Source organism: Rhodococcus sp. NPDC055024, from assembly GCF_053608585.1.
This window is the reverse complement of the sequence record NZ_JBSGVT010000005.1, coordinates 203,614-228,105: the sequence shown is the minus strand read 5'-3', so window position 1 is coordinate 228,105 and position 24,492 is coordinate 203,614. Positions and strand designations below refer to the sequence as shown.

General features: G+C 61.2%; 23 protein-coding genes and 1 pseudogene. 13 read left to right on the top strand and 11 right to left on the bottom strand.

Going from position 1 to position 24,492, the window contains the following annotated elements:
- Positions 1–60 precede the first annotated feature (60 nt).
- The 3 genes from ACWF6P_RS13920 (at position 61) to ACWF6P_RS13910 (ending at position 3,129) form a co-directional block, all read left to right on the top strand.
- Positions 61–402, top strand: coding sequence for a DUF6292 family protein (locus tag ACWF6P_RS13920; RefSeq protein WP_317556436.1), 342 nt, complete (start codon positions 61–63; stop codon positions 400–402).
- Between the two features lie 45 nt (positions 403–447).
- Entirely contained in the window at positions 448–2,085 is a 1,638-nt protein-coding gene (locus ACWF6P_RS13915) for a sulfatase-like hydrolase/transferase (protein WP_452621375.1), read from the top strand.
- Between the two features lie 87 nt (positions 2,086–2,172).
- Complete coding sequence (locus ACWF6P_RS13910) at positions 2,173–3,129, top strand: R2-like ligand-binding oxidase (protein ID WP_317556439.1); 957 nt, start codon at positions 2,173–2,175, stop codon at positions 3,127–3,129.
- Positions 3,130–3,138: 9 nt separating this feature from the next.
- Here ACWF6P_RS13910 and ACWF6P_RS13905 read toward each other — a convergent pair whose 3' ends face one another.
- Positions 3,139–3,777, bottom strand: coding sequence for an HD domain-containing protein (locus tag ACWF6P_RS13905; protein WP_452621374.1), 639 nt, complete (start codon positions 3,775–3,777; stop codon positions 3,139–3,141).
- Between the two features lie 125 nt (positions 3,778–3,902).
- On the opposite strand from ACWF6P_RS13905, the gene ACWF6P_RS13900 reads away from it, so the two are divergent.
- Positions 3,903–4,859 carry a GlxA family transcriptional regulator gene (locus tag ACWF6P_RS13900; protein ID WP_452621373.1) on the top strand — a complete coding sequence of 319 codons (957 nt, stop codon included), beginning with the start codon at positions 3,903–3,905 and terminating at the stop codon, positions 4,857–4,859.
- Here ACWF6P_RS13900 and ACWF6P_RS13895 read toward each other — a convergent pair.
- Positions 4,844–5,689: an alpha/beta hydrolase gene (locus ACWF6P_RS13895; RefSeq protein ID WP_452621372.1), complete on the bottom strand. Its 846-nt coding sequence runs from the start codon at positions 5,687–5,689 to the stop codon at positions 4,844–4,846. The genes ACWF6P_RS13900 and ACWF6P_RS13895 overlap by 16 nt on opposite strands.
- 128 nt (positions 5,690–5,817) lie before the next feature.
- Here ACWF6P_RS13895 and ACWF6P_RS13890 point away from each other — a divergent pair, with 128 nt between their 5' ends.
- From ACWF6P_RS13890 to ACWF6P_RS13880, 3 genes are read left to right on the top strand one after another with little or no spacing between them, the layout of a single operon-like run.
- Positions 5,818–6,321, top strand: coding sequence for a hypothetical protein (locus ACWF6P_RS13890; RefSeq protein ID WP_452621371.1), 504 nt, complete (start codon positions 5,818–5,820; stop codon positions 6,319–6,321).
- Positions 6,322–6,330: 9 nt separating this feature from the next.
- Positions 6,331–6,903, top strand: coding sequence for a YdeI/OmpD-associated family protein (locus ACWF6P_RS13885; RefSeq protein ID WP_378447765.1), 573 nt, complete (start codon positions 6,331–6,333; stop codon positions 6,901–6,903).
- A gap of 58 nt (positions 6,904–6,961) precedes the next feature.
- Positions 6,962–7,852, top strand: coding sequence for a sucrase ferredoxin (locus ACWF6P_RS13880; RefSeq protein ID WP_452621436.1), 891 nt, complete (start codon positions 6,962–6,964; stop codon positions 7,850–7,852).
- Between the two features lie 53 nt (positions 7,853–7,905).
- Here ACWF6P_RS13880 and ACWF6P_RS13875 read toward each other — a convergent pair whose 3' ends face one another.
- Positions 7,906–8,268, bottom strand: coding sequence for a hypothetical protein (locus ACWF6P_RS13875; protein WP_452621370.1), 363 nt, complete (start codon positions 8,266–8,268; stop codon positions 7,906–7,908).
- A 697-nt stretch (positions 8,269–8,965) separates the two neighbouring features.
- Here ACWF6P_RS13875 and ACWF6P_RS13870 point away from each other — a divergent pair.
- Positions 8,966–9,547, top strand: coding sequence for a GNAT family N-acetyltransferase (locus tag ACWF6P_RS13870; RefSeq protein WP_452621369.1), 582 nt, complete (start codon positions 8,966–8,968; stop codon positions 9,545–9,547).
- Positions 9,548–9,561: 14 nt separating this feature from the next.
- Here the strand turns inward: ACWF6P_RS13870 and ACWF6P_RS13865 are convergent, their stop codons facing one another.
- Complete coding sequence (locus tag ACWF6P_RS13865) at positions 9,562–10,176, bottom strand: NAD(P)H-dependent oxidoreductase (protein WP_452621368.1); 615 nt, start codon at positions 10,174–10,176, stop codon at positions 9,562–9,564.
- 77 nt (positions 10,177–10,253) lie between these two features.
- Between ACWF6P_RS13865 and ACWF6P_RS13860 the strand changes: the two genes are divergently transcribed.
- Complete coding sequence (locus ACWF6P_RS13860; protein ID WP_452621367.1) at positions 10,254–10,829, top strand: TetR/AcrR family transcriptional regulator; 576 nt, start codon at positions 10,254–10,256, stop codon at positions 10,827–10,829.
- Between the two features lie 46 nt (positions 10,830–10,875).
- Here ACWF6P_RS13860 and ACWF6P_RS13855 read toward each other — a convergent pair whose 3' ends face one another.
- Complete coding sequence (locus tag ACWF6P_RS13855) at positions 10,876–11,796, bottom strand: LysR family transcriptional regulator (protein ID WP_452621366.1); 921 nt, start codon at positions 11,794–11,796, stop codon at positions 10,876–10,878.
- Between the two features lie 81 nt (positions 11,797–11,877).
- Here ACWF6P_RS13855 and ACWF6P_RS13850 point away from each other — a divergent pair, with 81 nt between their 5' ends.
- Both ACWF6P_RS13850 and ACWF6P_RS13845 read left to right on the top strand, forming a co-directional pair.
- Entirely contained in the window at positions 11,878–12,867 is a 990-nt protein-coding gene (locus tag ACWF6P_RS13850) for a threonine ammonia-lyase (RefSeq protein WP_452621365.1), read from the top strand.
- A gap of 153 nt (positions 12,868–13,020) precedes the next feature.
- Positions 13,021–14,646 carry an N-acyl-D-amino-acid deacylase family protein gene (locus ACWF6P_RS13845; protein WP_452621364.1) on the top strand — a complete coding sequence of 542 codons (1,626 nt, stop codon included), beginning with the start codon at positions 13,021–13,023 and terminating at the stop codon, positions 14,644–14,646.
- A gap of 93 nt (positions 14,647–14,739) precedes the next feature.
- Here ACWF6P_RS13845 and ACWF6P_RS13840 read toward each other — a convergent pair whose 3' ends face one another.
- The 4 genes and pseudogenes from ACWF6P_RS13840 to ACWF6P_RS13825 form a co-directional block, all read right to left on the bottom strand.
- The gene (locus ACWF6P_RS13840; protein WP_452621363.1) at positions 14,740–15,891 is read right to left on the bottom strand and encodes an MFS transporter; all 1,152 of its coding nucleotides are present in this window, start codon (positions 15,889–15,891) and stop codon (positions 14,740–14,742) included.
- Between the two features lie 282 nt (positions 15,892–16,173).
- On the bottom strand, positions 16,174–17,370 hold the full coding sequence (locus ACWF6P_RS13835) for a serine hydrolase domain-containing protein (RefSeq protein WP_452621362.1): 1,197 nt from the start codon (positions 17,368–17,370) through the stop codon (positions 16,174–16,176).
- A 100-nt stretch (positions 17,371–17,470) separates the two neighbouring features.
- A pseudogene (locus ACWF6P_RS13830) lies at positions 17,471–18,654 on the bottom strand (serine hydrolase domain-containing protein).
- Between the two features lie 228 nt (positions 18,655–18,882).
- Entirely contained in the window at positions 18,883–19,968 is a 1,086-nt protein-coding gene (locus ACWF6P_RS13825; protein ID WP_452621361.1) for a serine hydrolase domain-containing protein, read from the bottom strand.
- A gap of 277 nt (positions 19,969–20,245) precedes the next feature.
- On the opposite strand from ACWF6P_RS13825, the gene ACWF6P_RS13820 reads away from it, so the two are divergent.
- Entirely contained in the window at positions 20,246–21,439 is a 1,194-nt protein-coding gene (locus ACWF6P_RS13820) for a sensor histidine kinase (RefSeq protein ID WP_452621360.1), read from the top strand.
- On the top strand, positions 21,436–22,164 hold the full coding sequence (locus ACWF6P_RS13815; RefSeq protein WP_452621359.1) for a response regulator: 729 nt from the start codon (positions 21,436–21,438) through the stop codon (positions 22,162–22,164). The genes ACWF6P_RS13820 and ACWF6P_RS13815 overlap by 4 nt, the downstream gene beginning before the upstream one ends.
- Positions 22,165–22,274: 110 nt before the next feature.
- On the opposite strand, the gene ACWF6P_RS13810 is transcribed toward ACWF6P_RS13815, so the two are convergent.
- Positions 22,275–24,269 (bottom strand): SDR family oxidoreductase, encoded by a 1,995-nt coding sequence (locus ACWF6P_RS13810; protein ID WP_452621358.1) that lies wholly within the window; start codon positions 24,267–24,269, stop codon positions 22,275–22,277.
- Positions 24,270–24,319: 50 nt separating this feature from the next.
- On the bottom strand, positions 24,320–24,442 hold the full coding sequence (locus ACWF6P_RS13805; RefSeq protein WP_003940840.1) for a hypothetical protein: 123 nt from the start codon (positions 24,440–24,442) through the stop codon (positions 24,320–24,322).
- Positions 24,443–24,492 lie beyond the last annotated feature (50 nt).

Sequence of the window (24,492 nt, the reverse complement as noted above, 5' to 3'; positions counted from 1 at the left end):
ATATCAGATCAGTTCCGGAAAGAACCCATCCACAACGCGTGTGGCACCGAATGTACTTCCATGCATACCAACGGCAACGACTGGTCCGCACACGAATACGTCGACGCGGTAGCACGATCCGTTCACGGTGAGACAGTTCGATGGCCGCAGGGCCCGAGTATGGATGCGGTGATCGTTCTCCCCGTTCATGCCCGAAACCATCCGGGGAAGAACGCAGTTCTGCTCTGGAATCACGACTTCGGTTGGTCGTGGGGCGTCGAGGAGGCTGATGTGCGAAGAACGATTTCGATAGTCGACACTCTCGGCATCGGCCGTACACCGGATCCGCTGCGCTGTGCGGATCGGGTAATCGAGTTGATCAGCGCTCAGGCAGTTTGCTCGAGCATGTGTAGCGAACACTGATTCGGTCAACTCTGGGGCGACAACGCCTCCGAGAGGACGACGCCCGTGAACCCAGAGAACGTTCCAGCCTCGCATTGTCATTCATTGCCACGCCGGACGTTCCTCGGTGGCGTCGGTGCTCTTGTCCTCGCCGGAGTGGCAGACGTCGCAACCGGCGCGGTGAGCGCGGCGCCGGCACAAGCAGCGCCCGCCGATCGGTTTCCACAGAAACCCAACATCGTTGTCATCATCACCGATCAGGAGCGCAGGCCGATGTACTGGCCGCAAGGTTGGGCTGATCAGAATCTGCCCAACCGCAAGAGGATTGCCGATCACGGGCTGACGTTCGACCAGGCGGTGTGCAATACCGCGATGTGCTCGCCGAGTCGCAGTACGTTCTTCACCGGCCTCTACCCCGCGCAGCACCGGGTCACGAGAACGCTCACCGAAGGCGGCACTGTTTCACCCACCGAGCCACAGTTGCAGGTCTCCGAACAGAACATGGCAAAGCTGCTGGCGTCGGCCGGCTACAACGTCCAGTACCGGGGGAAATGGCATCTGAGCAAAGGCGTCGACGGCGGTGATCCGACCAGCGAGGACGTGGCGGGATTCGGCTTCGAAGGGTGGATTCCGCCGGACGCGGGCCAGGACACCAATCCGGATCATTTCGGCGGCGGGTGCGCAGACCATGATCGCCGTGTTGCCGAGGAGGCAGTCGATTTTCTCTCCGGACCAGCAGTCACGTCCGGACAGCCCTGGGCGCTGATTGTCTCGTTCGTGAACCCACACGACGTCCTCGCGTACCCCCAGACCTGGAATGCGATGAACGGAACGTGCGACAACTACGGATCGGACGCACCAGGCGCCTTCGAGCAAGGAATCGACCTGCCGCCCACCTTCGACGAGATCCTGGCGCTCAATCACAAACCGACAGCACAGGTTCAGTCGGAATTGCTGCTTGCAGCCGGGCTCGGGCCGCTGCTCGGACCCGATCAGGCCCGCAACTACATCAACTTCTACGCCTACATGCACAAGGTTGTGGACGAACACATCGGCAGCGTGCTCGACGCGATCGAGGCCACTCCACAGATGCTCGACGACACGGTGATCGTTCGCATGTCCGACCACGGGGAGATGGGGATGAGCCACGGAGGTTTGCGGCAGAAGGTGTTCAACGCCTACGAGGAAACGCTGCGCGTTCCATTGGTCATCAGCAACCCCTTGCTGTTTCCCGAGCCCGTTCGCACCGACGCCCTGGCGTCGTTGATCGACGTGATGCCCACGCTCGCCACTCTCGCCCAAGCGCCCGCGCGTGAATCGTGGAACTTCTTGGGCACCGATCTGACACCGGTCGTCGTCGACGCTGCCGCCTATCCGCAAAGTCCCAGCGCACAGGTTCAGGACACGATTCTGTTCACCTACGACGATCAGAACTGCGCAACGCCCGACGGTCAGAACATCGTCACGCAGCCTAATCACATCCGGTGCATACGTGAGAGTCGATGGAAGTACACGATGTACTTCGATCCCGCGGGAGTTGCTGCGCCGCAATACGAACTCTACGACTTACAAGCCGACCCTTTGGAATTGAACAATCTAGCCAATCCGCTCAATATCGGCTCGTATCGGCCAGATCTGGCGGCTCAGATGAACGCCAAGCTCTTCGCAGTGATGGAGACCAAGGGCGTTTCTCTGAAGGAATAGATCGAATTTCGCCAAAACTGATTCACGTTTCAGTTCTGCGGGCATGCTGGTGGGGCATCTGTCTTCGGTTCGGGAAGAAGGAATGTCATGACTGTCACCTCGCCGGGGCGAGAAGGTTTCAGTACTCTTCGGTCGGGAGGGTTGAACTGGGATTCGTTCCCACTCCGATTGTTCACCAAGGGAAATGCCAAATTCTGGAACCCAACCGACCTCGATTTTTCCCAGGATGCCCGCGACTGGCAGGAGTTGACCAGCGAGCAGCAGCGCAGCGCCACCTTCCTGTGCGCGCAGTTCATTGCCGGTGAAGAAGCCGTCACCGAAGACATTCAACCGTTCATGAAAGCGATGTCGACCGAGGGCAGGTTCGGCGACGAGATGTACTTGACGCAGTTCTGTTTCGAGGAAGCCAAGCACACCCAGGTATTTCGGCTGTGGATGGACGAAGTGGGATTGACCAGTGACCTGCATTCCTACGTCGCTGACAACCCGTACTACCGGCAACTGTTTTACGAGGAGTTGCCTTCGTCGCTACGCATTCTCGAGACGGATCCCAGCCCGGTCAACCAGGTGCGTGCCAGCGTCACGTACAACCACGTCATCGAGGGCAGTCTGGCGTTGACGGGCTACTACGCCTGGCAGAAAGTCTGTGCGACGCGCGGAATCCTGCCTGGCATGCAGCAATTGGTGCGGAAGATCGGTGACGACGAACGACGGCACATGGCTTGGGGGACGTTCACCTGCCGAAGGCACGTCGCCGCCGACGATCACAACTGGGACGTCGTCCAGCAGCGGATGGGTGAACTCATGCCCATGGCGCTCGGAATGATCAACTGGGTCAACGATCAATTCGAGGTGCAGCCGTTCGGTTTGGACAATCAGGAGTTCCTCGAGTATGCCGCAGACCGTGCGCAGCGCCGACTTTCGGCGATCGAGTCTGCGCGCGGGCGCGACGTCGCCGAGATCGACCTCGACTATTCGCCGGAAACTCTCGAGGAAAAGTTCGGGGCGGAAGATGCCGCTGCGATGAGTGAGGCGGCCGGCTGAAATCGAGTTCTATTGGGGCCAAGCCGAGTTCTGGATGACCTCGACAAAATCGATGTGCCGAAATCCCGGTACAAAATGTTCGAGCACGTCACCGTTGACCGTTCCGAACGTGCTCTCGGGGCGGTGCTTGAAACCGTCGGTGAAGGCCTTCAAGATCTGATTCTTGAAATCCGGACGGGGGTGGGCCGCGGTGACGGCGTCGATGTCGGCCCGGTCGAGTTCGCTGTATCCGATTCCGAGTACATCGGTCTCCACACCCGCTGTCACCAAGGCGATTTCGGGCTCCAATCGGGAGGGAACTTCGGGCGTCGTATGTAAAGCGATGCCTTCCCACACTGTGCGGATGTCGGCTTCGTCGACTCCGTAGCCGGTGAGGAATCGCCGTGCTTCGTCCGCGCTGTCCAATTCGAATCGTGCCGTACTGTCTCGGAACTTCTCGGTGAGCCCCAGATCGTGGAACATTGCGCCGACGTAGAGCAATTCGGGGTCGGCGTGCAGTCCCAAACGCGCACCTTGCAGCGATCCGAAGAGGAAGACGCGTCGCGAGTGGTGAAACAGTAACTCGGACGCCGTATCTCGGACGAGTTCGGTGGCGTCGGCAGCCATCTTCGAATCGGGGATTTTCACACCGGCAATGATCGTGTTCATCGGTACCTGCTCTGCTCGTCGCTGCTGCGAATTTCTCGGTCTATCCCAGTGTCGGTCGAGCACGCACGCGGGCGCACCCTGATCTCGGCCATACTGTCCACAGATCAGGACGAAGGGGAGTGATCGTGACCGCAGTGCATCGAGTTGCCGTCCTGGTGTTCGACGGCGTCAAACTGCTCGACGTCGCAGGTCCGAGTGAGGTGTTCGCAGAAGCCAATCGCGGCGGAGCGAACTACGAGTTGGTGATCTGCTCGGTGGGTGGACACGATGTCGACTCGTCGACCGGCATGCGCATTCCGGTCGACTGCGACGTCGCAGATTCCGGTTCCTTCGACACGTTGCTTGTCATGGGTGGCGACGTGTTCCCGTCCACGCCGGTGAGCCCGGAACTACGCGAGGCAGCACGTGACCTGGCAGGGCGTTCGGGGCGGGTTGCCTCGATCTGTACCGGGACTTTCATCCTTGCGGCGAGTGGACTGCTCGACGGACGCCGCGCAACGACGCATTGGCAACACACGGCAACGCTGGCGCGCGCCTATCCGCAGATCACGGTAGTTCCCGACGCCATTTTCATCGAGGACGACACGGTGTTCTCATCTGCGGGTGTGACCGCCGGGATCGACCTCGCGCTCGCATTGCTCGAGCGAGATCATGGTGCAGAGATGGCCCGACGCGTCGCGCAGCTTCTGGTGGTATTCCTCCAGCGTCCAGGTGGGCAGTCACAGTTCTCGCCGTCGTTGAGCGGGCCGCGGCCCCGGGTGCCCGCGCTTCGCGCAGTAGTCGATGCGGTGGCGGCCGATCCGGCGGGGGAGTACTCGGTCGACGAACTGGCTGCCCTGGCGCATCTGAGCCCACGGCATTTGACGAGGCTCTTTCGCGAGGAACTCGGTACGACGCCGGCCAAATACGTCGAGTTGATCCGTTTCGATTCCGCGAAAGCACTCCTCGATGCCGGCCACTCGGTGACCGAAGCCGCGCAGTTGGCGGGATTCGGCAGTTCGGAATCCCTACGCCGAGCGTTTTCGACGCATCTCGGAATCTCGCCGCAGGTGTACCGTCGTCGTTTTCAAGCTTTCGGCTGAGACTGACTTTCGTGCTTGCCTTGCGGCGGGCTCATGCCCTGCCTGTCGAGCCAGGCAAGGCTGTAATCCGCGATCTCACGCCAGCCGTGGTCGATGGTCAGAGAATGCCCCCGATCGCCGAAGACCTTGTATTCGTTGACCGTTGGAGCCTTGGCGTACTTCTTGAACGAGCTGTCCGAACTGGCTTTCGGTACTGTGCGATCCTTGCCGCCGCCGATCATCAGGAGTGGCCCACGGCGGGCGTTGAAATCCACGGCAGCGGGGCTGTGAGGCGCGAAGTTGGCGAGTGCTGCCTCGAACAACGGCCGACCAGGGGCGGGAATCGCATACTGCTCGAACAAGGCGTCGGACTCGTCCTTGGACACGGCGCTGGCAAAGGACTTGTGAAACGACTCTCTGTTGTGGGAGTACGCCTTCCGGTAATTCCCGGGGTTGGACAGGACCGGGAAGACGCTGCCCAGTTGAACGAGGGGAAGTTTCAACACCCCTTTGGGCTGAGCCGGGTCGATGGCAATTGCCGCGGTCGCCAACTTCTGGCCCAGCAGTTTCTGCGCGATCAAACCTCCGAACGAATGCCCCACCACGATCGGTGGTTCGTCGAGATCGGCGATCACCTTGGCGTAGTGATCGGTCACGTCGTCGATGCCGTGTCCCGCGATGTCCTGCGGGTGTTCGCGCGTCTCACCCACCGTCGACGCGTCCCCTGGCCACCCCGGCGCCATCGTGGAGTACCCCTGCGCGTTGAAAACCTGTGCCCAGGAATCCCAGGTGGTCGGGTGCATCCAGAGTCCGTGGATGAACAGAACTGTCGGGTTGGACTTGGGCGACATGCGCGCTCCCCGCTATCGGACCGATGATCGATACGGGATGCCCGCTTTTTGCAACCTCATGCACATTTTCGGCGAGCTTTTCCGTCGGGCCGTTCCGTTCTGTTGTGCGAAGATGGCACGATCGTGGAATGGCACCAACTGGATCTGCGAAGGCGATGGCATTGTGGACCACCGCTTTTGTTGTCTCACAAGCGAATATTGCTCGCCTACTCGGGCCGGTGGCTCCCAAAGTATTGGAAGTGCAGACGGCGTTCTCCGCTCGCCGGTACGTCGAGATCTTGGACTCCATGGACGTAGAGGCCACGGCGCGATTTCGCAGTCACTACTACCCCGACTTCGTACATCCCGCGATCTACGCGATAGCTTTGCGGTCAGCAAGCAAGCGGCTCGGGGAGCGGGTTCCCCTTTCCTCCTCAACTCGGCGCGTCCTTGCCGTCGCACCGGTACTGTCGGCGGCCGGCGACTACGTCGAGAACGTGGTCGGACTCCATTTCCTCGATCATCGCGACAGCATCACCGACTTGAGGGTTCGCGCCGCTTCGACCGTCAGTATTGCCAAATGGCTGCTCGCACTCGGAACTCTCGGATATTTGTCGCAGGGTTTTGTCAGAGTATGGGTATCGAGAATGTGAGGAGCACTGATGGCAGTCGAACTCGATACCGAATACTTCGCTGACGGAGAAGAGTTCCGTCGTTGGCTGTCCGAGAACCACGAGGTGGTCCCCGGCCTTTGGCTGAAAATGGCCAAGAAGACCTCGTCGCACAGCTCTATCGACTACGACCAAGCGTTGGACGTTGCCCTGTGCTTCGGCTGGATCGACAGCCTCGCACGGCGAATCGACGACGATTTCTTCGTACAGAAGTTTTCGCGACGCACCGCGCGGAGTCCGTGGTCCAAACGCAACGTCGAGATCGTCGCCCGCCTCGATGCCGCGGGACTTCTCGAGCCATCCGGCATCGCCGAGATCGAGAAGGCCAAGGCCGACGGTCGGTGGGATCGCGCGTACGAGGGATCAGCCAAGGCCGAGGTCCCGAAAGACTTTCTCGATGCGCTTGCGGAAAACCCGAAGGCTCGCGAGTTCTACGCGACGCTCAATTCCACCAACCGATTCACCATCGCGTACCGACTGCAGGAGGCAAAGCGTCCGGAGACGCGAGCCAGGCGGATCGAGAAATTCGTCAACCAGCTTGCGGAGGGCAAGAAGTTCTACTGAGCTGCCGCGTCACTGAGCCACAGGCACTTGCGAATCGACACCCAGCGCGGCTGACACAATAGGGCACGTGATCGAAGCCGAAACCTGTTCCGCACTGTCTGCTGTCGACGAACCGCTGGCCGGCAGCGCTGCCGTCGTGCGGGGTTGGGTGTGTCTCGAATTCAACGCAGCCTGGGGTCGTGACGTGCTGGACGGAACGGCGTTGGGGGAAGAGCTCGCTGCCGAGCTGAGCCGACGAGCCGACGCTGCCGACGTACGAATCATGTTCGTTCGGCGACCCGGGCGCACCGATCCGATGACTGATGGACACACCGTCCTGCTTGCGCGCTCCGATCCGAGCGACTCATGGTGCGAAAGATTGCGCATCGGTTCACCGACAGACCTGCTGGATGTCGATTTCTCTCTGCTGGATGGGCCGCCACCAGGATGGGGCGAGCAAGTGACCGAGCCGGTCGTATTGGTCTGCGCTCACGGCAAGCGCGATCAGTGCTGCGCTGTATTCGGCAGGCCGATTGCCGCAGCGCTCATGTCGTCCTTCGGGCCTCAGGTGTGGGAGTGTTCGCATACCGGCGGGCACCGATTTGCGCCGTCGATGATCCTGCTGCCGAGCGGCAATACATACGGCCGTCTGTCCGCAAGTGAGAGTGTCACGGCCGTGGAGATGGCTTCCCGAGATCAGGTCCATTTGCCAGGCCTGCGTGGACGGAGTTGCTGGTCTCCTGCGGGGCAGGCTTCGGAAATTGCTGTGCGACAACAAATCAGCTGTGGAATCGACCAGTTGGCTGTCATCGAGCAGGTGAGTGACGGGACATGCGTCGTCGCACATGTGGACGGCCGGCGATGGGCCGTGGAGACTGCAGTCTCCGAACTCGCGCCGCGTCCACCGAGTTGCGGCGCGGCGCCCAAGCCGGTCAGGCCCGTTGTGGTCACGTCGATTCGAGATCTGTGATTCCCTCGTCGGTTTGTACGGCCAGTCTCGATGAACTCGGGTGTGGGTCATCGCTACCGCAACAGGAACGCAATGACTGCGGGTGGTAATTGACGTTGTCCGAGGAGGTTTACGCGTTGGCATCCGTCGAGTTCGACTGCCATCCGAGTGCCGCCCGATCCGTCGGGACGAAGTACGTCGATCGAAGCGATGTGTTGGGCGACGAGATCGCATGGGCCTGCAGGTGGCGCGGTGGATGCAGCCTCCATCAGACCAGTACTCTGCTGGCGTGACAAGCGGATTCGGGACTCGGGCAGCGGCGGTTCGGTGGAATAGCGGCACACCCGTAGTCTGCCGACGTCAGAAATCGGTGTAGCCAAAGCTGTTTCCGTCAGTGGGCGCGCGTGAGTGTCTTCGTATTCTTCCATGCGACTCATGTCAACTTCAGTGGTCGTCGCGAACGGTTGTCCGATCGAGTCGGGGCAGATTCCTGCACCATCGGCGGACGCACCGTCGACCAAGTGTTGTTCGCGGCTGTCCTCCTGCAATCGGTTCAGGGCTGCGTGTGGTTTCTCTTGCAGGCCGCAGGGCGCGGTCGGCCAGGTAGGGCGTATGGCTGCTCCTGCTTCGTCTACCAGCCACAAACCGGCTGGCGGGACGAGACGGTACGCGCAGTCGGCTCGGACGTTGGCAGGAAATCGACGAGACTGTTCGCGGAATGCTTCGTCCACCGCGTGGATGTCCCCCTCGAGGCGTACGGCGTCGATCGATAACCCGCCCTCGGACGTTTCTCCGCGTTCGCATCGAACAACGGCAACGGGGCTGAAATCAGGAGGGGGGTAACCACTTCCCTCAGGGCGAAGAGCGATGCTGATGTCGCGTGCCTCGGGGGCTACGAGCGCGGCGGCGATATCAGGAGCGAGACAGTCCGCTCGATCGACCGCTGTCGCGACCGGTGGAGTGAAAGATTCATAGTCTCGAACGCCGGTCCAAACCAACGTAACGGCGACGACACTGACGACGACGATAAAGACCCCAGCTGTGAAACGTCCACTCATACATCGACACTATGTGCTTTTGCGATGGATTGAGGCGAAGTCTCGACCATTGCGGGGGCGACGTAGCATCGCTGCTATGACAGTCGATTTGGTTGCGCCTGACGAGGCCTTGTGGGTGTCCTGGTTGGAGTCGCGTGACGAGTGGGGCGGACCGCAGGCGGATCAGCCCGGTTCGGCCTTGGGAGTTGCGCAACGTCTGGATCTCGACCTTGCATCCCGCGATGGGTTCGGGCACTGGGTGCAGGAGTTGTTGGCGCAGCCTGAGGCGTTGCCGGGGCCCGACATTGTCCCGGCAACCAACTGGTGGATCGTTCGAGACGGCAGGTATCTCGGTGCTATCCAGTTGCGACACAGCTTGAATGAGTTCTTGGCTGATCTTGGTGGTCATATCGGCTACGGGATCCGGCCGTCGGAACGCCGGAAAGGGATAGCGTCGACTGCTCTGCGGGAGGTGCTCACGTACGCCGGCGACCCGGTAGGGCTCAGTCGCGTCCTGATTACCTGCGACGAAACGAACGAGGGTTCGCGCAAAGCAATCGAACGGTGCGGTGGTCTACTCGACAGCGTGCGCCCAGCTGATCAGTCGTCGCGCAACCTCGGTCATACGGGGGATACGCTTCGCTACTGGGCGGCCACGGGCCGGTCAAGAGTCAGTTGACCCCTTTTTGACCGTCAACGGGAAGTCACGGTCGCAGGGTAGGCAACACGGGCCGCGATACTCTCGCTGAGGTCGTGGATTTCTGCGGCGAGGACGTCTCGGCCCTTCGTGTCCGACTCGTGAACGAAGGTTGTCGATCCCAGTGTGGCACCGCAATATTCGATGATGCCGCGCTCGATCTGTGTCCGGAAGGCCTCGTACACGCCGTGTCGGTCGAAACTCTCAGCGTCGTCACCTGCGACCGGAATCAGGTGGACGGTGAGTCGGTCCAGTTTCTTCACGAATTCGCTTCCCGGGGTGTATTCGTACGCCCATCCGCTGACGAAGACTCGATCGATCCAACCTTTGAGTAGTGCGGGCATCGACCACCAGTACATCGGAAACACGAGAATCAGATCGTCTGCACGATCGATTCGGTCCTGCTCGGCTACAACATCGGCCGGGGGAGTCCCGTTGCCGCGGAACAGGTTCACATCGGCTTCGGAGAATCGGGGATCGAAATTCTCGGCATGTAGGTCCGCGATGTCGACGTCGCCGCCCAGGTCGCGGATCGCGTCGGCGGTAGAACGGGCGACATGCTGGGTAAGTGACTGTGGATCGGAGTGGGAGACTACGACGAGTGTGGTCATGAGCGTTCCTTCGGTAGCTGGTGCGCTTATGTACTAAGAGTAGGTTACTATTGGTATATAGCGCAAGGAGGTGTCCGATGGCACGTACGAGACTGTCGCGAGCCGGCAGGTACGAACAGCTCGTCGAGGTGTCGTGGGCATTGGTGCGAGAGGAAGGCGCAGACGCGCTCACCCTTGGCAGGTTGGCTGAACGTGCCGGCGTTGCAAAGCCCGTTGTCTACAGCCATTTCGCCTCCCGCGCCGCGTTGTTGGCAGCCCTGTTCAAGGAATTCGACGATCGTCAGACGGTGATGCTCGAGGAGTATCTCGATGCCGCGGATGAGTCTTTGAGCGGACGCGCGAATGCCATCGCCGACTCCTACGTCGGATGTTCGCTGGCCCAGGGGCGTGAGCTGACGGGTGTGCTTGCAGCGCTGGAGGGTTCGCCCGAACTGGAGCGAGTCAAGCGTGAATCCGAACACGCGTATTCCGAACGATGTCGAGAGGTGCTGGCTCCCTTTGGTGTGGGCGGCGGACTTGCGCAACCTTCGATGACTGCAATATTCGGTGCTGCAGAGGCACTCTCGCATGCGGCTGTAGCGGGAGCGCTCTCGCCCGACGATGCTCGAAGCGAACTTGCCGCACTGATAGTCGCGGTGGTCGCCCGGGCCTGAGGTCACCGGCTATTGCGGGCGGTCGTGATCGGGCCGCCCAGGATCGTCATAAACTGACGTGCCCATCCAGTTCGACGCGCTCACGCATGGATTCGGATATCGCTGTCAGAGTTCTGACGAACGCGTCGATGGCGGGAGCAAGTGGAGGTTTCCCGTAGGTCGAGACGGAGATAGTGCGCCGCTCGCCGGGAATGCGGTGTGCGCGAATATCCGGGTTCTGATGTGCCTGGAGAGCGAGGGCCGGAAGGGTGCTGACCCCGCTTCCGGAGGCGACCAGCGCTTGGACGGCGACGTAGTCGTCGGTCTCGAACTCGATCCGCGGAATGAATCCAGCTCGATTGCAAGCGGTGAGGAGGTGGGCGCGGCAGCTCGGGCAACCGGCAATCCAGGTCTCGCTGGAGTAGTCGCTGAGCTGGCTGGCGGCATCTGGATCCCGCGCGGAGGTGATCAAGTACAACGGATCTTCCAGCAAAGTCGTCTGCGCGACATGCTTGAGCCCGACTTCAGGGGTGTCCTCATGCGCGAAGACAACAGCTACGTCGACATCGTTGTTACGAAGCAGTGCAAGTGCTTTGGGTGGTTCTGCATCAACGAGGCTGATGGACACATCGGGGTACTGGGACGTGAACGCTGCCATCGCCTGCGGAATCAAACTCGCCAAGGCTGACGGGAATGCGGCCAGTCGTACCCGCCCGGCCCTCAGTCCTGCGTACGTTTCGACTTCCGCTACTGCTGCATCGACGTGGCCGAGGATCTCGGTGGCTCGCCGAACCAGTACCGCACCGGCATCCGTCAGACGTAGCCCACGACCGGCTCGCTGGAACAGCGGAACCCCGACTTCCGATTCGAGTTGTCGAAGGTGGTGGCTGATGGAGGGCTGTGCGTAACCGAGAGAATCGGCGGCGGCTGTCACCGATCCTTCCTGCGCAACAGCGACCAAAACCCTCAGCCGAATTAGATCGAGCATGCCGAAATCATAGAAGATTTCGATGCTTTTGACGAAAACACGTATTGGACCTATGAATCAGTGTTTGGAAAGGTGCTCCACATGGCACAGGCACCTGATCTCGCGGCAACAACCGAGCTACAACCACCCACGTGGGCAGACATCGAGCGTGCCAGTCAGGTCGTCCGTCGGCATCTACCGGTCACGCCCCTGATATCGCACCCGACCTTGGGTGCGGGCTCGTGCAGCCAATTGTTCGTCAAACACGAGAACGTGCACCCCACGGGTGCGTTCAAGGTTCGCGGCGGACTGAATCTGGTGGCAGGATTGGATGAGGCGACGCGGGCGCGGGGGATTGTCGGCTACTCGACCGGAAACCACGCTCAATCCTTGGCGTATGCAGCAGCGGGTGCGGGCGTGCGATGTGTGATCGTCATGCCGGTTGGGGCGAATCCCGTCAAGGCTCACGCTGTCCATTTGCTCGGAGCCGAACTCGTCGAGCACGGTGTGAATTTCGACGAGGCACGTGCTCACGCCGAGTTCATCAGCGAACGTGACGGCCTGCGTCTCGTCAGCGCCGCCAATGAGCCGGCCATCCTTGCCGGTGTCGCTACTGCTTACGTCGAACTCGTCGAACAACAACCCGATCTGGACGCGGTGGTAGTCCCAGTCGGTGGCGGCAGCGGCGCCGCGGCGGCGTGTCTCGTCGCCAATGCGCTCGCACCGCACCTAGAGGTGTTCGCAGTGCAGTCGGAGGCCGCGCGAGCCGCACATGACTCATGGAGTTCCGGCACGTGCGTCGAGCGCCCGAACACCACCCGTGTCGAGGGGCTTGCGACCGGTGCCGGGTTCGCACTGACTCAACGTGTTTTGCGTGAACGACTCGGAGGCTTCCTGCTCGTCACTGACGACGACATCACCCTCGCGCAGCGGGCGTTGCTCTACGACGCTCACACTTTGAGTGAAGGCGCCGGTGCGGCCGCACTTGCTGCGGTCTATGCGCATCCGAATACCTTCGCCGGCAAGCGCGTTGCTGTTGTCTGCACGGGCGCCAATGCCTCCGAGAGTGAAATCCGCAGGGTCGTCGGCTAACCGGTGGCATGATCGGAACCATGGGCCAGTTTGGTAGGGCGGCACCAATTTTGCTTCGCGTATGTGTGTCTGGAACAAGATTTCGCTTCCACGATTGAGCAGAGTGAACAGGGTCGCATCTCGCGACAGCAAGGCCACCGTGGAGGAGACGTGATGCTGCCGACAATCGTCGTTCGGGACGGGACTGTGCTCGATGGTAGAGGGAGTCCGCCCAGGAAAGCGGATGTTGCGATCGCCGGTGACACGATCGTGGAAGTCGGAACGATCGGTGCTGTGCCGGGGGCGAGCGACATCGATGCTCGCGGTTGCATGGTGGCTCCCGGTTTTGTGAATGTGCTCAGCCATAGTTACCTCACGCTGCAGCAAGACCCACGAGGATTGTCGGACTTGTATCAGGGGGTCACAACCCAGGTCTTCGGTGAAGGCGTGTCTCTCGGACCGGTCACAGGTTCTATGACTCCGGCGATGCTCGGATTGGGTGCGATTCCACTTGGGGTGCAATCACATTGGCCGAGGTTGCATGATTTTCTCGAATCCTTGGAGACGAACGGCGTCGGTTTCAACGTGGCGAGCTTCGTCGGCGCAGCGAATCTGCGCATGGTGGTTGCGGGTGTGGACAATCGTCTGTTGAGTGAACAAGAGCTGGCCGAAGCGTGTGCCCTGCTCGACGAGGAGCTTGAAAATGGAGCTCTCGGAGTGGGTTCGGCTCTGATCTATCCACCCGGAAGCTATGCAGATACCGGCGAGTTGCGAGCATTTTCGCAGGTGCTCGCCAGACATGATGCCGTCCATATCTGCCATCTCCGAAGCGAAGGGCAGAGGTTTCTCGAAAGCATCGAGGAACTGATCGATATCGCTCGAACGACAGGAGCGCGCGGGGAGATCTACCACCTCAAGGTTGCTGGTAAGTCGCACTGGCACAAAATGTCCGAGGCTCTGCGATTGGTTGAGTCGGCTCGCGAGGACGGCGTGCGAATCACCGCGGACGTATATCCGTACGAGGCGGGGAACACGTTGCTCAGTGCCGCGTTGCCACCGGAGTTTCGGTGTCGTGACACCACGGCCGGGCGCACGCACCTGAACTCGACCGGTGTCCGAGACCAGATCCGCGAGAGGATCCATCGTGAGGACGAGGACTGGGAGAATCTCTACGCTGCGTCCGGAGGTGCCGATGGGGTGACGATCTTGTCTGAGGTACCGGCACTCGGGATCCGAGCGGGGGAAGCTCTGGGATCTATTGCTCGGAGGATGGGGCATCACGACCCGGTGGACACCATACTGGCTGTTCTCGACGCTCTCCCCACAGCCGAAGCTACCTATTTCATTGCGTCGGAGGACAACACGCGAATTGCCTTCGAGCGTCCCTGGGTTTCGGTTGGTTCCGATGCCGATGCTCAAAGCACGGAGACCCTTTTCGCGGGGCAACCCGTCCACCCCCGTTCATTCGGAACTTTCGCCCGTATTCTGAGCCGCTACACCCACGGCATTGGCGGGCAATCAGTCGAGGAATGCGTTCGCCGAATGACCAGCCTTCCTGCTGAAAACTTCGGTTTGGCGAAGCGGGGCTACATTGCGCCAGGGGGATACGCCGATCTGGCGATCTTCGACCCCTCGCAGGTAGGGGATCTCGCGACATACGACAACCCAAGAGTGTATGCGACCGGAATGCGGCACGTTGTGGTCAATGGGCAACCGGCACTGTCGGACGGGGTGCCGACGGGGAAGCTTGCAGGGCGCGCACTTCGGCGCTCGCGCAACGGGTTCGATGCAGTGAGGTGACGAGCCGGCACCGGGGTCAGCTCCGGATCGGCGAAGCGGCCACTGCCGGGAACGACCCTTCAGCGGCCACTTCGCCGGACCACGTGAGAGCCCTCAGAATTTCGCCGGGGTCTGTGGAACGATCATGGCCACCAAAGCCGCCGCAGCCGTCGCGCCGACCAGGACTCCGAACGCGGCCATGTACGAGAACTGGTCCACCATCCATCCCATCACGAGGGGGGTGATGAAACCGGCAAGCTGTCCACAACCGTTGATCAAACCCATTCCGGAACCGAGGAATTCGGCGGGCAATGCCCGCAACGGGAGGGCGAAGATCGACATCGAGCACAGTCCGCTGACGCCCATCGCGAGGGTTTGATAGAACGTGAACATCGCGACGGTATCGGTGGTAGTCATCAAGAACAGCAGAATGGCGGAGGTGGCCATGCACGGAACGAGCAGAATGCGCGCGCTGTCGTGGAAGTACTTGTCCACCAGACGTCCACCGACGACGATGGCCAATGCCGTGACGACGAACGGGATCGCCGCGAAGATTCCCGTATCGATCAGCGAGAGCCCCTTTTCGTTGAGGAGGTAGCTCGGCACCCAGGTCAACAGCCCATATCCGGCCATGTTGGCCAGACAGAACAGAAGTGCGAACTTCCAGACCGAAACGGACTTGAATACCGCGGCGCGTGAGTGTTCACTGGCGAGCGGTTGCAGTGCGGCCTCCGGATCTTCCGTGATCTCTGTGTCCAACGGCGCCGGGAGCACCAACCAGACGACTGTGCCGATCACGGCGCCGACTATGGCCACTAGCCAAAATGCGTCCCGCCAACCGACGGCCATGAGAACTGGAGCGATGATCAATGGTGCGATGCCGGGGCCCAGGTTGTTTGCACCGATCATGAAGCCCATGGCCGTGGCGCGAGTTTTCGGACGGGTTCGCTCAGCCAGAGCTTTGAACGACGCTGCTGGGAAGAGACCCTGGCTGAGCCCGAACATCGCACGCATGACCATCAGCGAGACGAGTCCCCAGGCGAATCCTGTCAGTGCGGTGAACACCGACCACAGGATCAACGCAACGATCAACAGTGGCCGGGGTCCGAATCGGTCGGCCAGCATGCCGCCGGGGACCTGCCCGAGCATGTAAAAGATGGCGAAGATCGACACGACTCCGCCCAATTGCGTATTACTGAGGGAGAATTCGTCTCCGATCATCGGCAGTGCAAGCCCGATCATCACGCGATCTATCATGTCGATCATCCAGATCGTACTGAGCAGCCCAACAGTCATAGTCGTTGTTCGACGAATTGACTTGTTGTCCAATATGTTTTGTATCGACTTGCCGCCGCTATGCGAGGGTTCCTCAACTGTGGCGCGTTCCGGCTTCATCATGCCTCCTGAATTGCGTTGTGCCGCATGGACTGATGAAGTGTGGCAGCGGACACGTTGGCCGCATTGGTCCGTTCGGCCAATAACCAACCGAATGTTTCGTCGGTCGGTACAGCGTCACTCGGGTGATTCCGGGTGACGCTGTCACCAGAGCTAGCTGCACAAAGCTTTGTCCACGGTGTCTACGACGTGTTGGGTGGCGGACGCAGTCGAGGGAAGAGCAGTCACCGCAAGGTTCACGGCGCGCCCGTTGTCGGTGATGCCGCCGCGGGTCTCGTAACCGACTATGTCGCCGCCATGGCCCCAGTAGACCCCGCCGCACGAGAGAGTCCTGCTGGTGAGGCCGAGGCCGTACTCGAGTCCGGTGGGCCCGCCGACGTGGACGGTGGTACGCATCTGATCGAGTTCGGCTGCGGGGAGCAGTCGTCCGTCGAGTAGCGCGTGGAGGAACTGGTTGAGGTCCGAGGTGGTGGAGATCAGCTGCCCTGCGGCCCATCCCCACGACGGGTCCATCTCTGTGACGTCACTCAGTGGGCTGTCTGGTGCGGTGCGGTGGTATCCCTTGGGATGGGGACCCCGGATGGTCATGTCGCCCGGGGATGGGAAGTAGGTGTCGCGCAGGCCGATCGGCGCGAAGATACGTCGATTCATCTCCTCGGCGAGGGGGCGGCCGGTAACCTTCTGTACGAGTAGGCCGGCCAGAATGTAGTTGGTGTTGCTGTACCCCCAACTCGTTCCGGGCGGTGCGTCGGCGGGGTGTTGGAAGGCGATGTCGAGCAAATCGTGGGGGTCGGCGTAGCGGTATCTGATCTCTTCGTCATTGACGTGTATTCCGTACTCGGGGAGTCCGCTGGTGTGTTGGAGGAGTTGGCGGATGGTGATGTTGTGGCCGTCGATCCCTTCTCCGCGGACGAGTCCGGGTAGGTAGGTCTCGATGGGGGTGTCGAGTTCGATCTTTCCTTCGGCGACCAGTTGCAGGACCACTACTGCGGTGAAGGTTTTGGTGTTGCTGCCGATCCGTATCTGGCCGTTGTGCGGCACCTCTGATCCGGTGGTCAGGTCACCGACTCCTGCGGTGTAGTTGCGGGAGTTACCGTTTCGGTCTTGGACGCTTGCGAGGGCGGCGGGTAGTCCGTCCTCGCTCACCAGTGCGTCGAGGGAGCGTTGAACCGCGTCGGACTCGGTGGAGGAAGAACCGACGGTATCGGGACTGAGGGCGGACGACGGCGAGCAGGACGCCAGCGTCATGGCACCGAGGGCCATCGCGGTAACGACCGAAAAGGTCCGGTGCCGTTTGCGGTCCCGCCGTCGATCTGAGGAAGGGAAGACCTTTCGAATATTGTTACGCATCAGTAGAACTCCTGAGGATTGGTAGGGGTCGGGACATCGTTCGATCGGGAAGAATCGTTGTTCGATGTTGCGCGCGAAGTCGTGCACGAACATGTTTCCTTCACTCCGCGCACATCGCTGCGTCGACAACTCGCTGTGCTCCTACGAAGGCGTCCTCGCTCATCGGGATGTGATTGAGGGTGAGAGTCACAGCGCGTCCTGTGGTATCGACTCCGCCCGAGGTGCCGAAGCCGGGAATTCCGCCGCCGTGACCCCAGATCTCCTTCCCGCAGGAGCTGTTCACGCGGACCAGCCCGAGTCCGTAGCTGTCCTGCGGGCTCCTGTCGAACGGCACGGTGTGCTTCATCTCGGCGAGCCTGTCATTCGAGACGAGATCGCCGCGTAGCAAAGCCGTGAAGAAAGTGTTGAGGTCGGCGCCGGTTGCGACCATCGCACCTGCGGTGTCGGCCCACGACACGTCGCCATCGGTGACATCGACCTGAATGCCGTCAATCGGGTGATAGCCCTGTGCATGAGAACCGCGGATCTGTGTCTCGCGGGAGGCGGGAAAATAGGTGTCCTTCAGTCCGAGCGGATCGATTATGCGGGTGGTGATCTCCTGCGCGGCAGGGCGTCCTGTGACCTTCTCGATGAGCATCCCGAGCAGAATGTAGTTCGTGTTGAATAGACAGCCTTGTCTTTGGCGGCCGGGCCGGGTGGAAGAGACATCGCGATATCGACCAGTTCAGTGGGGGAGAAGTGCTCCGATGGTTGTGCGCTTGTCCCCACCAGCAGCTGGCCGGGCTTGATGTCTTCCGGCCGTGCTCCGCCGGCGGCGAGGTAGTCCGTCAGTCCACTGGTGTGCTGCAAGAGATCTCGAATGGTGACTCGGTTGCCGTTGTTCCCGTTGCCTACGACCGTTCCGGGCAGGTAGTGCTCGATGCTTATATCGAGGTCGAGCAGTCCGTCGTCGACGAGTTGCATGACGACGGTCGAAACGAAGGCCTTTGTGTTGCTGCCGATTCGGACCCGCGCATCATCGGGGACAGGCTCGCCGGTGGCGGTGTTTCCCATTCCCGCACGAATGATGCAAGTGCCCCGCGACGGGTCGGAGATCACGAGTTGTGCGCCGGGGATCCCCTGCTCGATGACGCCGTCGGGCGCCTGTTGCACGGCAGCGTCGCTTTTCCGAGTGGAATCAGTGGAGTCAGTGGTGTCACCACATCCGCTGACGCTCAATATGAGGGCTGCAGCGGTGACTGCCGGAAGTGCGGTGAGCAGGGGGCGACGTCGAAGGGTGGTCATTGGTTGTGGCCTCCTGTTGTCGGATCTCATGGTGAGTTCCATATGCAGAGAACAGTATTGACGTGCGTACGCCTCCTCCATGGTGCGAAGTGCAGTCTCTCGGTGGTGCGTGCCGGAGCGTATGGGGTGTAGCTGGCTGCACCTCGGAGTCCCGCGTCTCGCAGCCGATACTGTCGGTTTGACGAGTTATTCCGGAGTAGGCGACTTTTGGCGATTGACAGGAGAGCCTCAGCGGCAAAGGGCGATATCCACCGCGTGTTCGAGTTTTCTCCGGGTGGCATCGTCGGCGACTTGCATGGTGACCGCGAGGTTCGCTTCGCGTCCGTCGTCGGTAGCGCCCCCGCGTGTCTCGTATCCAGGGAAACTGCCGCCGTGGCTCCAGGACAGGCCGCCACACGGTAGCGGACGGCTGACCAATCCAAGTCCGTAGCGGGCCCCGGGTCCGAAGGTTTCCTCCGCGGGGACGGTAGTGCGCATCTGGTCGAGTTGGGCTGCGGGGAGCAGTCGTCCGTCGAGGAGTGCGTGGAGAAACTGGTTGAGGTCCGAGGTGGTGGAGATCAGCTGCCCTGCTGCCCATCCCCACGAGGGGTCTATCTCTGTGATGTCGACGGGAGGCGCGTCCGATGACTCCCGGTAGTAGCCGCGGGGGTGGAGTTCCGAGATCTTCTCGTCGTATGGTTCAGGAAAGTACGTGTGCTGCAAGTCGATCGGCGCGAAGATTCGCCGGTTCATCTCCTCGGCGAGGGGTTTTTCGGTGATCTTCTGTACGAGTAGGCCGGCGAGGACGTAATTGGTGTTGCTGTACTTCCAACTCGTTCCGGGGGCGAAGTCGGCGGGATGTTCGAGCGCGATGTCGAGAAGTTCGCGTGGATCGTAGTATCGGACTTCGTCTTCCAGGTAGTTGCTGTAGTTGGGGAGTCCGCTGGTGTGTTGGAGGAGTTGGCGGATGGTGATGTTGTGGCCGTCGATCCCTTCTCCGCGGACGAGTCCGGGTAGGTAGGTCTCGATGGGGGTGTCGAGTTCGATCTTTCCTTCGGCGACCAGTTGCAGGACCACTACTGCGGTGAAGGTTTTGGTGTTGCTGCCGATCCGTATCTGGCCGTTGTGCGGCACCTCTGATCCGGTGGTCAGGTCACCGACTCCTGCGGTGTAGTTGCGGGAGTTACCGTTTCGGTCTTGGACGCTTGCGAGGGCGGCGGGTAGTCCGTCCTCGCTCACCAGCGCGTCGAGGGAGCGTTGAACCGTATCGTGCCCCGCAGCGGCAGTATCGGCGGTCGACGAGCACGCACCGAGGGTGACCACGCTGAGAGTCATTGCGACGGAACAGAGGGCGCGGTGCCGTTTCCGGCCTTGTCTTCGGGGTGAGTTAGGTTGGCCCTGTCGACTGTGGCGACGCATCAGTAGAACTCCTTGGAGAGATTGATCGGTCTGGACACGATCGTGTCTGCTGGAGGATCGGTCGCGCATCGCTCCGACGCGGGAAAACCATCTCCCTCGATTGGGGGAGGCCATCGCCGAGCGGCCCAGTCATACTGGTCGAATCATGATCACAGGATTACGACCGCTGATGCGGGGCTCTACATACTCAGCTGTGCTTTTCGCCTTTTGTGGTGTGTTGGCGAGCCTGCCACTTCTGGTGGTTGCGATGTTGCCTGCTCTCGCCTGGCAATCCGCACCCGAGTTCGTCCGGGTGCTTTCGGTCCTGCTCGTATGGGTGACTCTGGTAGGAGCACTCGGCCTGGCGCATCCTGTGCGACGCGCGCTCATCGTGTCTGCCCGCCGACTTCTGCAGGTGTCGCTGCCGAGCCCAGCGCTCGGACACCGTACTCCCAACCTCTCGGACATTGATCGTTGGCGTGCCCCGCTCTGGATTGTCCTGCATGTCATGGTGGGCTGGATGGCGGCGCTCGCGATCATCGTCCTTTTCATCATGGGGATTTCGCTCCCAGGGAACTGGCTCGGCGGCACGGCGCGAATCAGTCTGTTCGATACGTCGGTTGACGTGACGGGTGGATGGACCTGGGTTGTGGCGGCCGGCTGCCTCCTGCTTGCGGCAGGAATTTGTGTCCTGGTGGCAACACTGCTGAGGTGGCTGGCGCCACGACTGTTGGGGCCGTCCACGGCCGAACGGCTCGCGCTGGCGGAAGAACGTGAACTGCAACTGGCCGAACGTAATCGGGTCGCTCACGAGTTGCACGACTCGATCGGGCACACGCTCACCGCCGCCACGATCCAGGCGGCGGTGGCGGGCGAGGTGCTTGCCTCCGATCCTGCCGCAGCGAGGGCCGCCATGCGTAGCATCGAGGAGTCGACACGGGCAGCGCTCGAGGACCTCGACTACGTACTGGGTGTACTTCGCGAGGAGAGGCCTGGGGCTGTACCTTCTCGGACGCTGTCGGACTTGCCCGCGTTAATTGATCGGTTGCGGCATGCGGGGGCGGTTGTGGAGGTGAACCTGTCGGGTGACTTTTCACAGATCCAGGGGACACTCTCTCGCGCGGCGTACCGGATCCTGCAAGAGGGGACGACCAATGCTCTGCGGCACGGGGACAGCGGGCCGATCGAAATCACGGTGGCAGTCGGCTCGGAGAGCGTCGAGCTCAGAGTGGTCAACAGCATCGGGGCAGTGACGGGGGGAAAGGAAGACGTAGTTCGAAGATCAGGGCGCGGCCTGGGCGGTCTGGCCGAGCGCGTGCGACTCTTGAACGGTGAGTTCAAGGCTGGACCGGACGGAGCCCAGGGCTGGCGATTGAGTGTTCAGTTGCCGGTACGGGTGGCACGATGACCGAAGCCAACTGGAGTGAGGACGCCTCCAACCCTGCAAGCATGCCAGTCACCCTGCTGATTGCGGATGACGACGACGTCACCCGCAGCGGCCTGCGTATGCTGCTCGCAGCTCAGCCCGGGATTGTGGTCGTCGGCGAGGCTTCCGACGGTATCGAAGCAGTGGAGCTTTCGCGGCAACTTCGTCCGGATGTGGTGCTGATGGACGTGCGGATGCCGCTGCGCAACGGTATAGAGGCAACCCGGCACCTCCAGGCCGAGTGCATCGAACCGCCGAAAGTCTTGGTAATCACCACTTTCGAGAACGATGGCTACGTCACGGCCGCACTCAGTGCGGGTGCGAGTGGCTTCGTGCTGAAGCGGCTCCCAGTCCCGCAGATCGCAGCGGCAGTACGGGTAGTGGCGGCGGGCGAAGTGATCCTGTTCCCTGCCGCGCTACGCCGTATGGTTACGCCCCGTCCATTGGTTTCCGCCGAGGCGTTCCCGAATGCAGCGCTGACAGCAAAGGAGGAAGAGGTACTGCGGTTGATGGCCACCGGGCTGTCCAACTCGGATGTTGCTCAGGTTCTGGTGGTGAGCCTGGAGACGGTGAAGACGCACGTTGGAAATGTGCTGGCAAAGCTCGGTGCTCAGAATCGAACGCACGCTGTCGTCATCGCCTACGAGTCTGGTCTGGTGGTCCCGGGATCAGGCACCGATACGGAACCCTGTGCAGCTGGCGGTTGATTGCCTTTGCCAGCGTGACCCCGGTGAGGATTCGCCGACTGAACCCGCAGACCCGTTCCTCTTGTCCGTTCCTCTTGCGAATGCCCTCGGGGGCGAAGTCGCACGGCCGGTCACCAGTGTGTCCCGGGCACGAGTCGGGCAGCGCGTCGGCCGAGTTTGCGGATGCGCGAACGTGAATGGTGCTGACGCGTCGGTGTTGCCGGAACGTCTGGCGGAGTTTCCTTGTCTACCTGACCCTTTGCCGCCGGAGAATCGGGGAAGGCCTGGTACATCTGGTTGAGAATCCGGTCCTTGGTGTGCGGTGCGAACAGGGTTCCCAGATCGCCCAAAGTTCCCAGTGGCACGTCGATGCGTTTGGGGCGGTCGATCAGCGCGCGGATCACCATGGCCGCAGCTTTTTCCGGGCTGGTGATCGGGCCGTTGTTGTATTCGCCGGTCGGAGCGATCATCGGTGTTTCGACCAGCGGCATGTGGATAGTCGTGAAAGTGATTCCATCTGCCAGGGTTTCGGAGGCGGCTACGTCCGAGAAACCGTCGAGAGCAGCTTTGCTCGCCACGTAGGCCGAGAATCGGGGCGTCGCCGCCTGAACTCCCGCGCTGCTGATGTTCACGATGTGGCCGAAGCGCCGAGAACGCATGGTCGGCAACAATGCCAGAACCAATCGCACAGCGCCGAAGTAATTCACGGCCATCGTTCGTTCGTAGTCGTGGAAACGATCTGTGGAGTGGTAGATACCGCGTCGGATTGATCGGCCGGCGTTGTTGACCAGCATGTCCACGTGATCATGTTCTGCCAGAATGCTTTTGATCGTGTGCTGGACCGATTCGTCGTCCGTGATGTCGCAGGGATAACCGAATGCCTTGCCCCCGGCTGATCGAATCTCCTGTACCGCGGCATCGAGTTCGTCGGTGCGGCGCGCGATCAGGAGAACGGTGGCGCCTTTCTGAGCGGCGGCAATGGCAGATGCCTTGCCGATTCCGGACGAGCCTCCGGTGATCAGAACTATCCGACCGACGAGTGGTCCTTCGGGATGCTTGCGACGTGCGCGATTGGGATCGAGGTTTGCGCGCCAGTACTTCCACAACACAGTCGAATACGACCCGAACTCGGGGACCGCCAGTCCCGATCCAGATAGGGCGGCAACGGTTCTCGCGGAGGTGAATGTCGGCGCCATCGTCATGTTGTCGAGTAATGCTGCAGGCATGCCGATTCGATCGAGGAAGACCTTCCGTGCCGATTCTGCCGAATCCATCGGCAACGGCGAGACGAAGGGTTTGGCGATCACGCCCGGCAGGCTGAGTGCGGGCCGCGGCGCTCCGGCGGCCTTGGCGAGTCCCGCATAGATTTCGCGTACCGGTTGAGGTTTCGGATTCACGAGATGGAATGCTTCGCCGTCATGGCCGGGTACATGCATCAATTCGACGAGGGCGGCCGCCACGTAATCGACGGGCACCACGTTGGTCGCGCCGAGGTTGGGGATCGGGACGGGGAGTGCTGCAGGTAGTTTCGCGAGTAGCGCCAGCCCTGGGAACAAGTAATACGGACCGTCGATCTTGTCCATCTCTCCGGTGACGGAGTTACCGACCACGGCAGAGGGCCGATAGACACGCCAGGTGAGGCCTTCTCGTTCCCGAACGATTTTCTCGGCCTCGAACTTGGTCCGGTGGTACGGCGTGGGAAAGCCTTGACCGCAATCGAAATCGGTTTCGCTGAAGGTTCGCGGGTAGTCGCCCGCAACTGCGACTGATGACACGTGATGAAGAGTGGCCCCCAGCTGTGCAGCAAGGTCGACCACGGAGCGTGTGCCCTCGACATTCGTCGAAGCCTGCTCGTCTCCGGCGGTGATGTCGTAGATCGCGCCGAGGTGAAGGACGTGGTCGGCAGGTGGGGGAGAATCGATGCCCAGCCCAGGCTCGGTCAGATCTCCAATGAGCGGATGCACGCGATCGCCGCCGGGAATTGCCGACACCTGTTCTTCGAGTTTGGCGACAGAACCGGCTCTGACCAGCACATGGATCTGAGCAGTTTGATCACGCTCGAGCAGGAGTGGCAGTGCAGCTCGTCCGAGAAATCCGGTACCGCCAGTGACGATGTATGTGGCCATAGTCGGTAACTTACTCCAAAGTAAGATCAGCGGCTAGAGGGAAACGAACATCAATGCGTCATGACCCCGTCCTCGGCGTCGAAGTCGATGCCCGCGGAGATGATTCCGGAGAACAAGAACGCGACGGCAAGCGCAAGAGCGGGGATTGCAAGGATCCATTCGAAAATTGTCATGCTCCAAGTCTGACGAAATCAGCTTCGGAGAACATCGCCCTGCGGAGCGA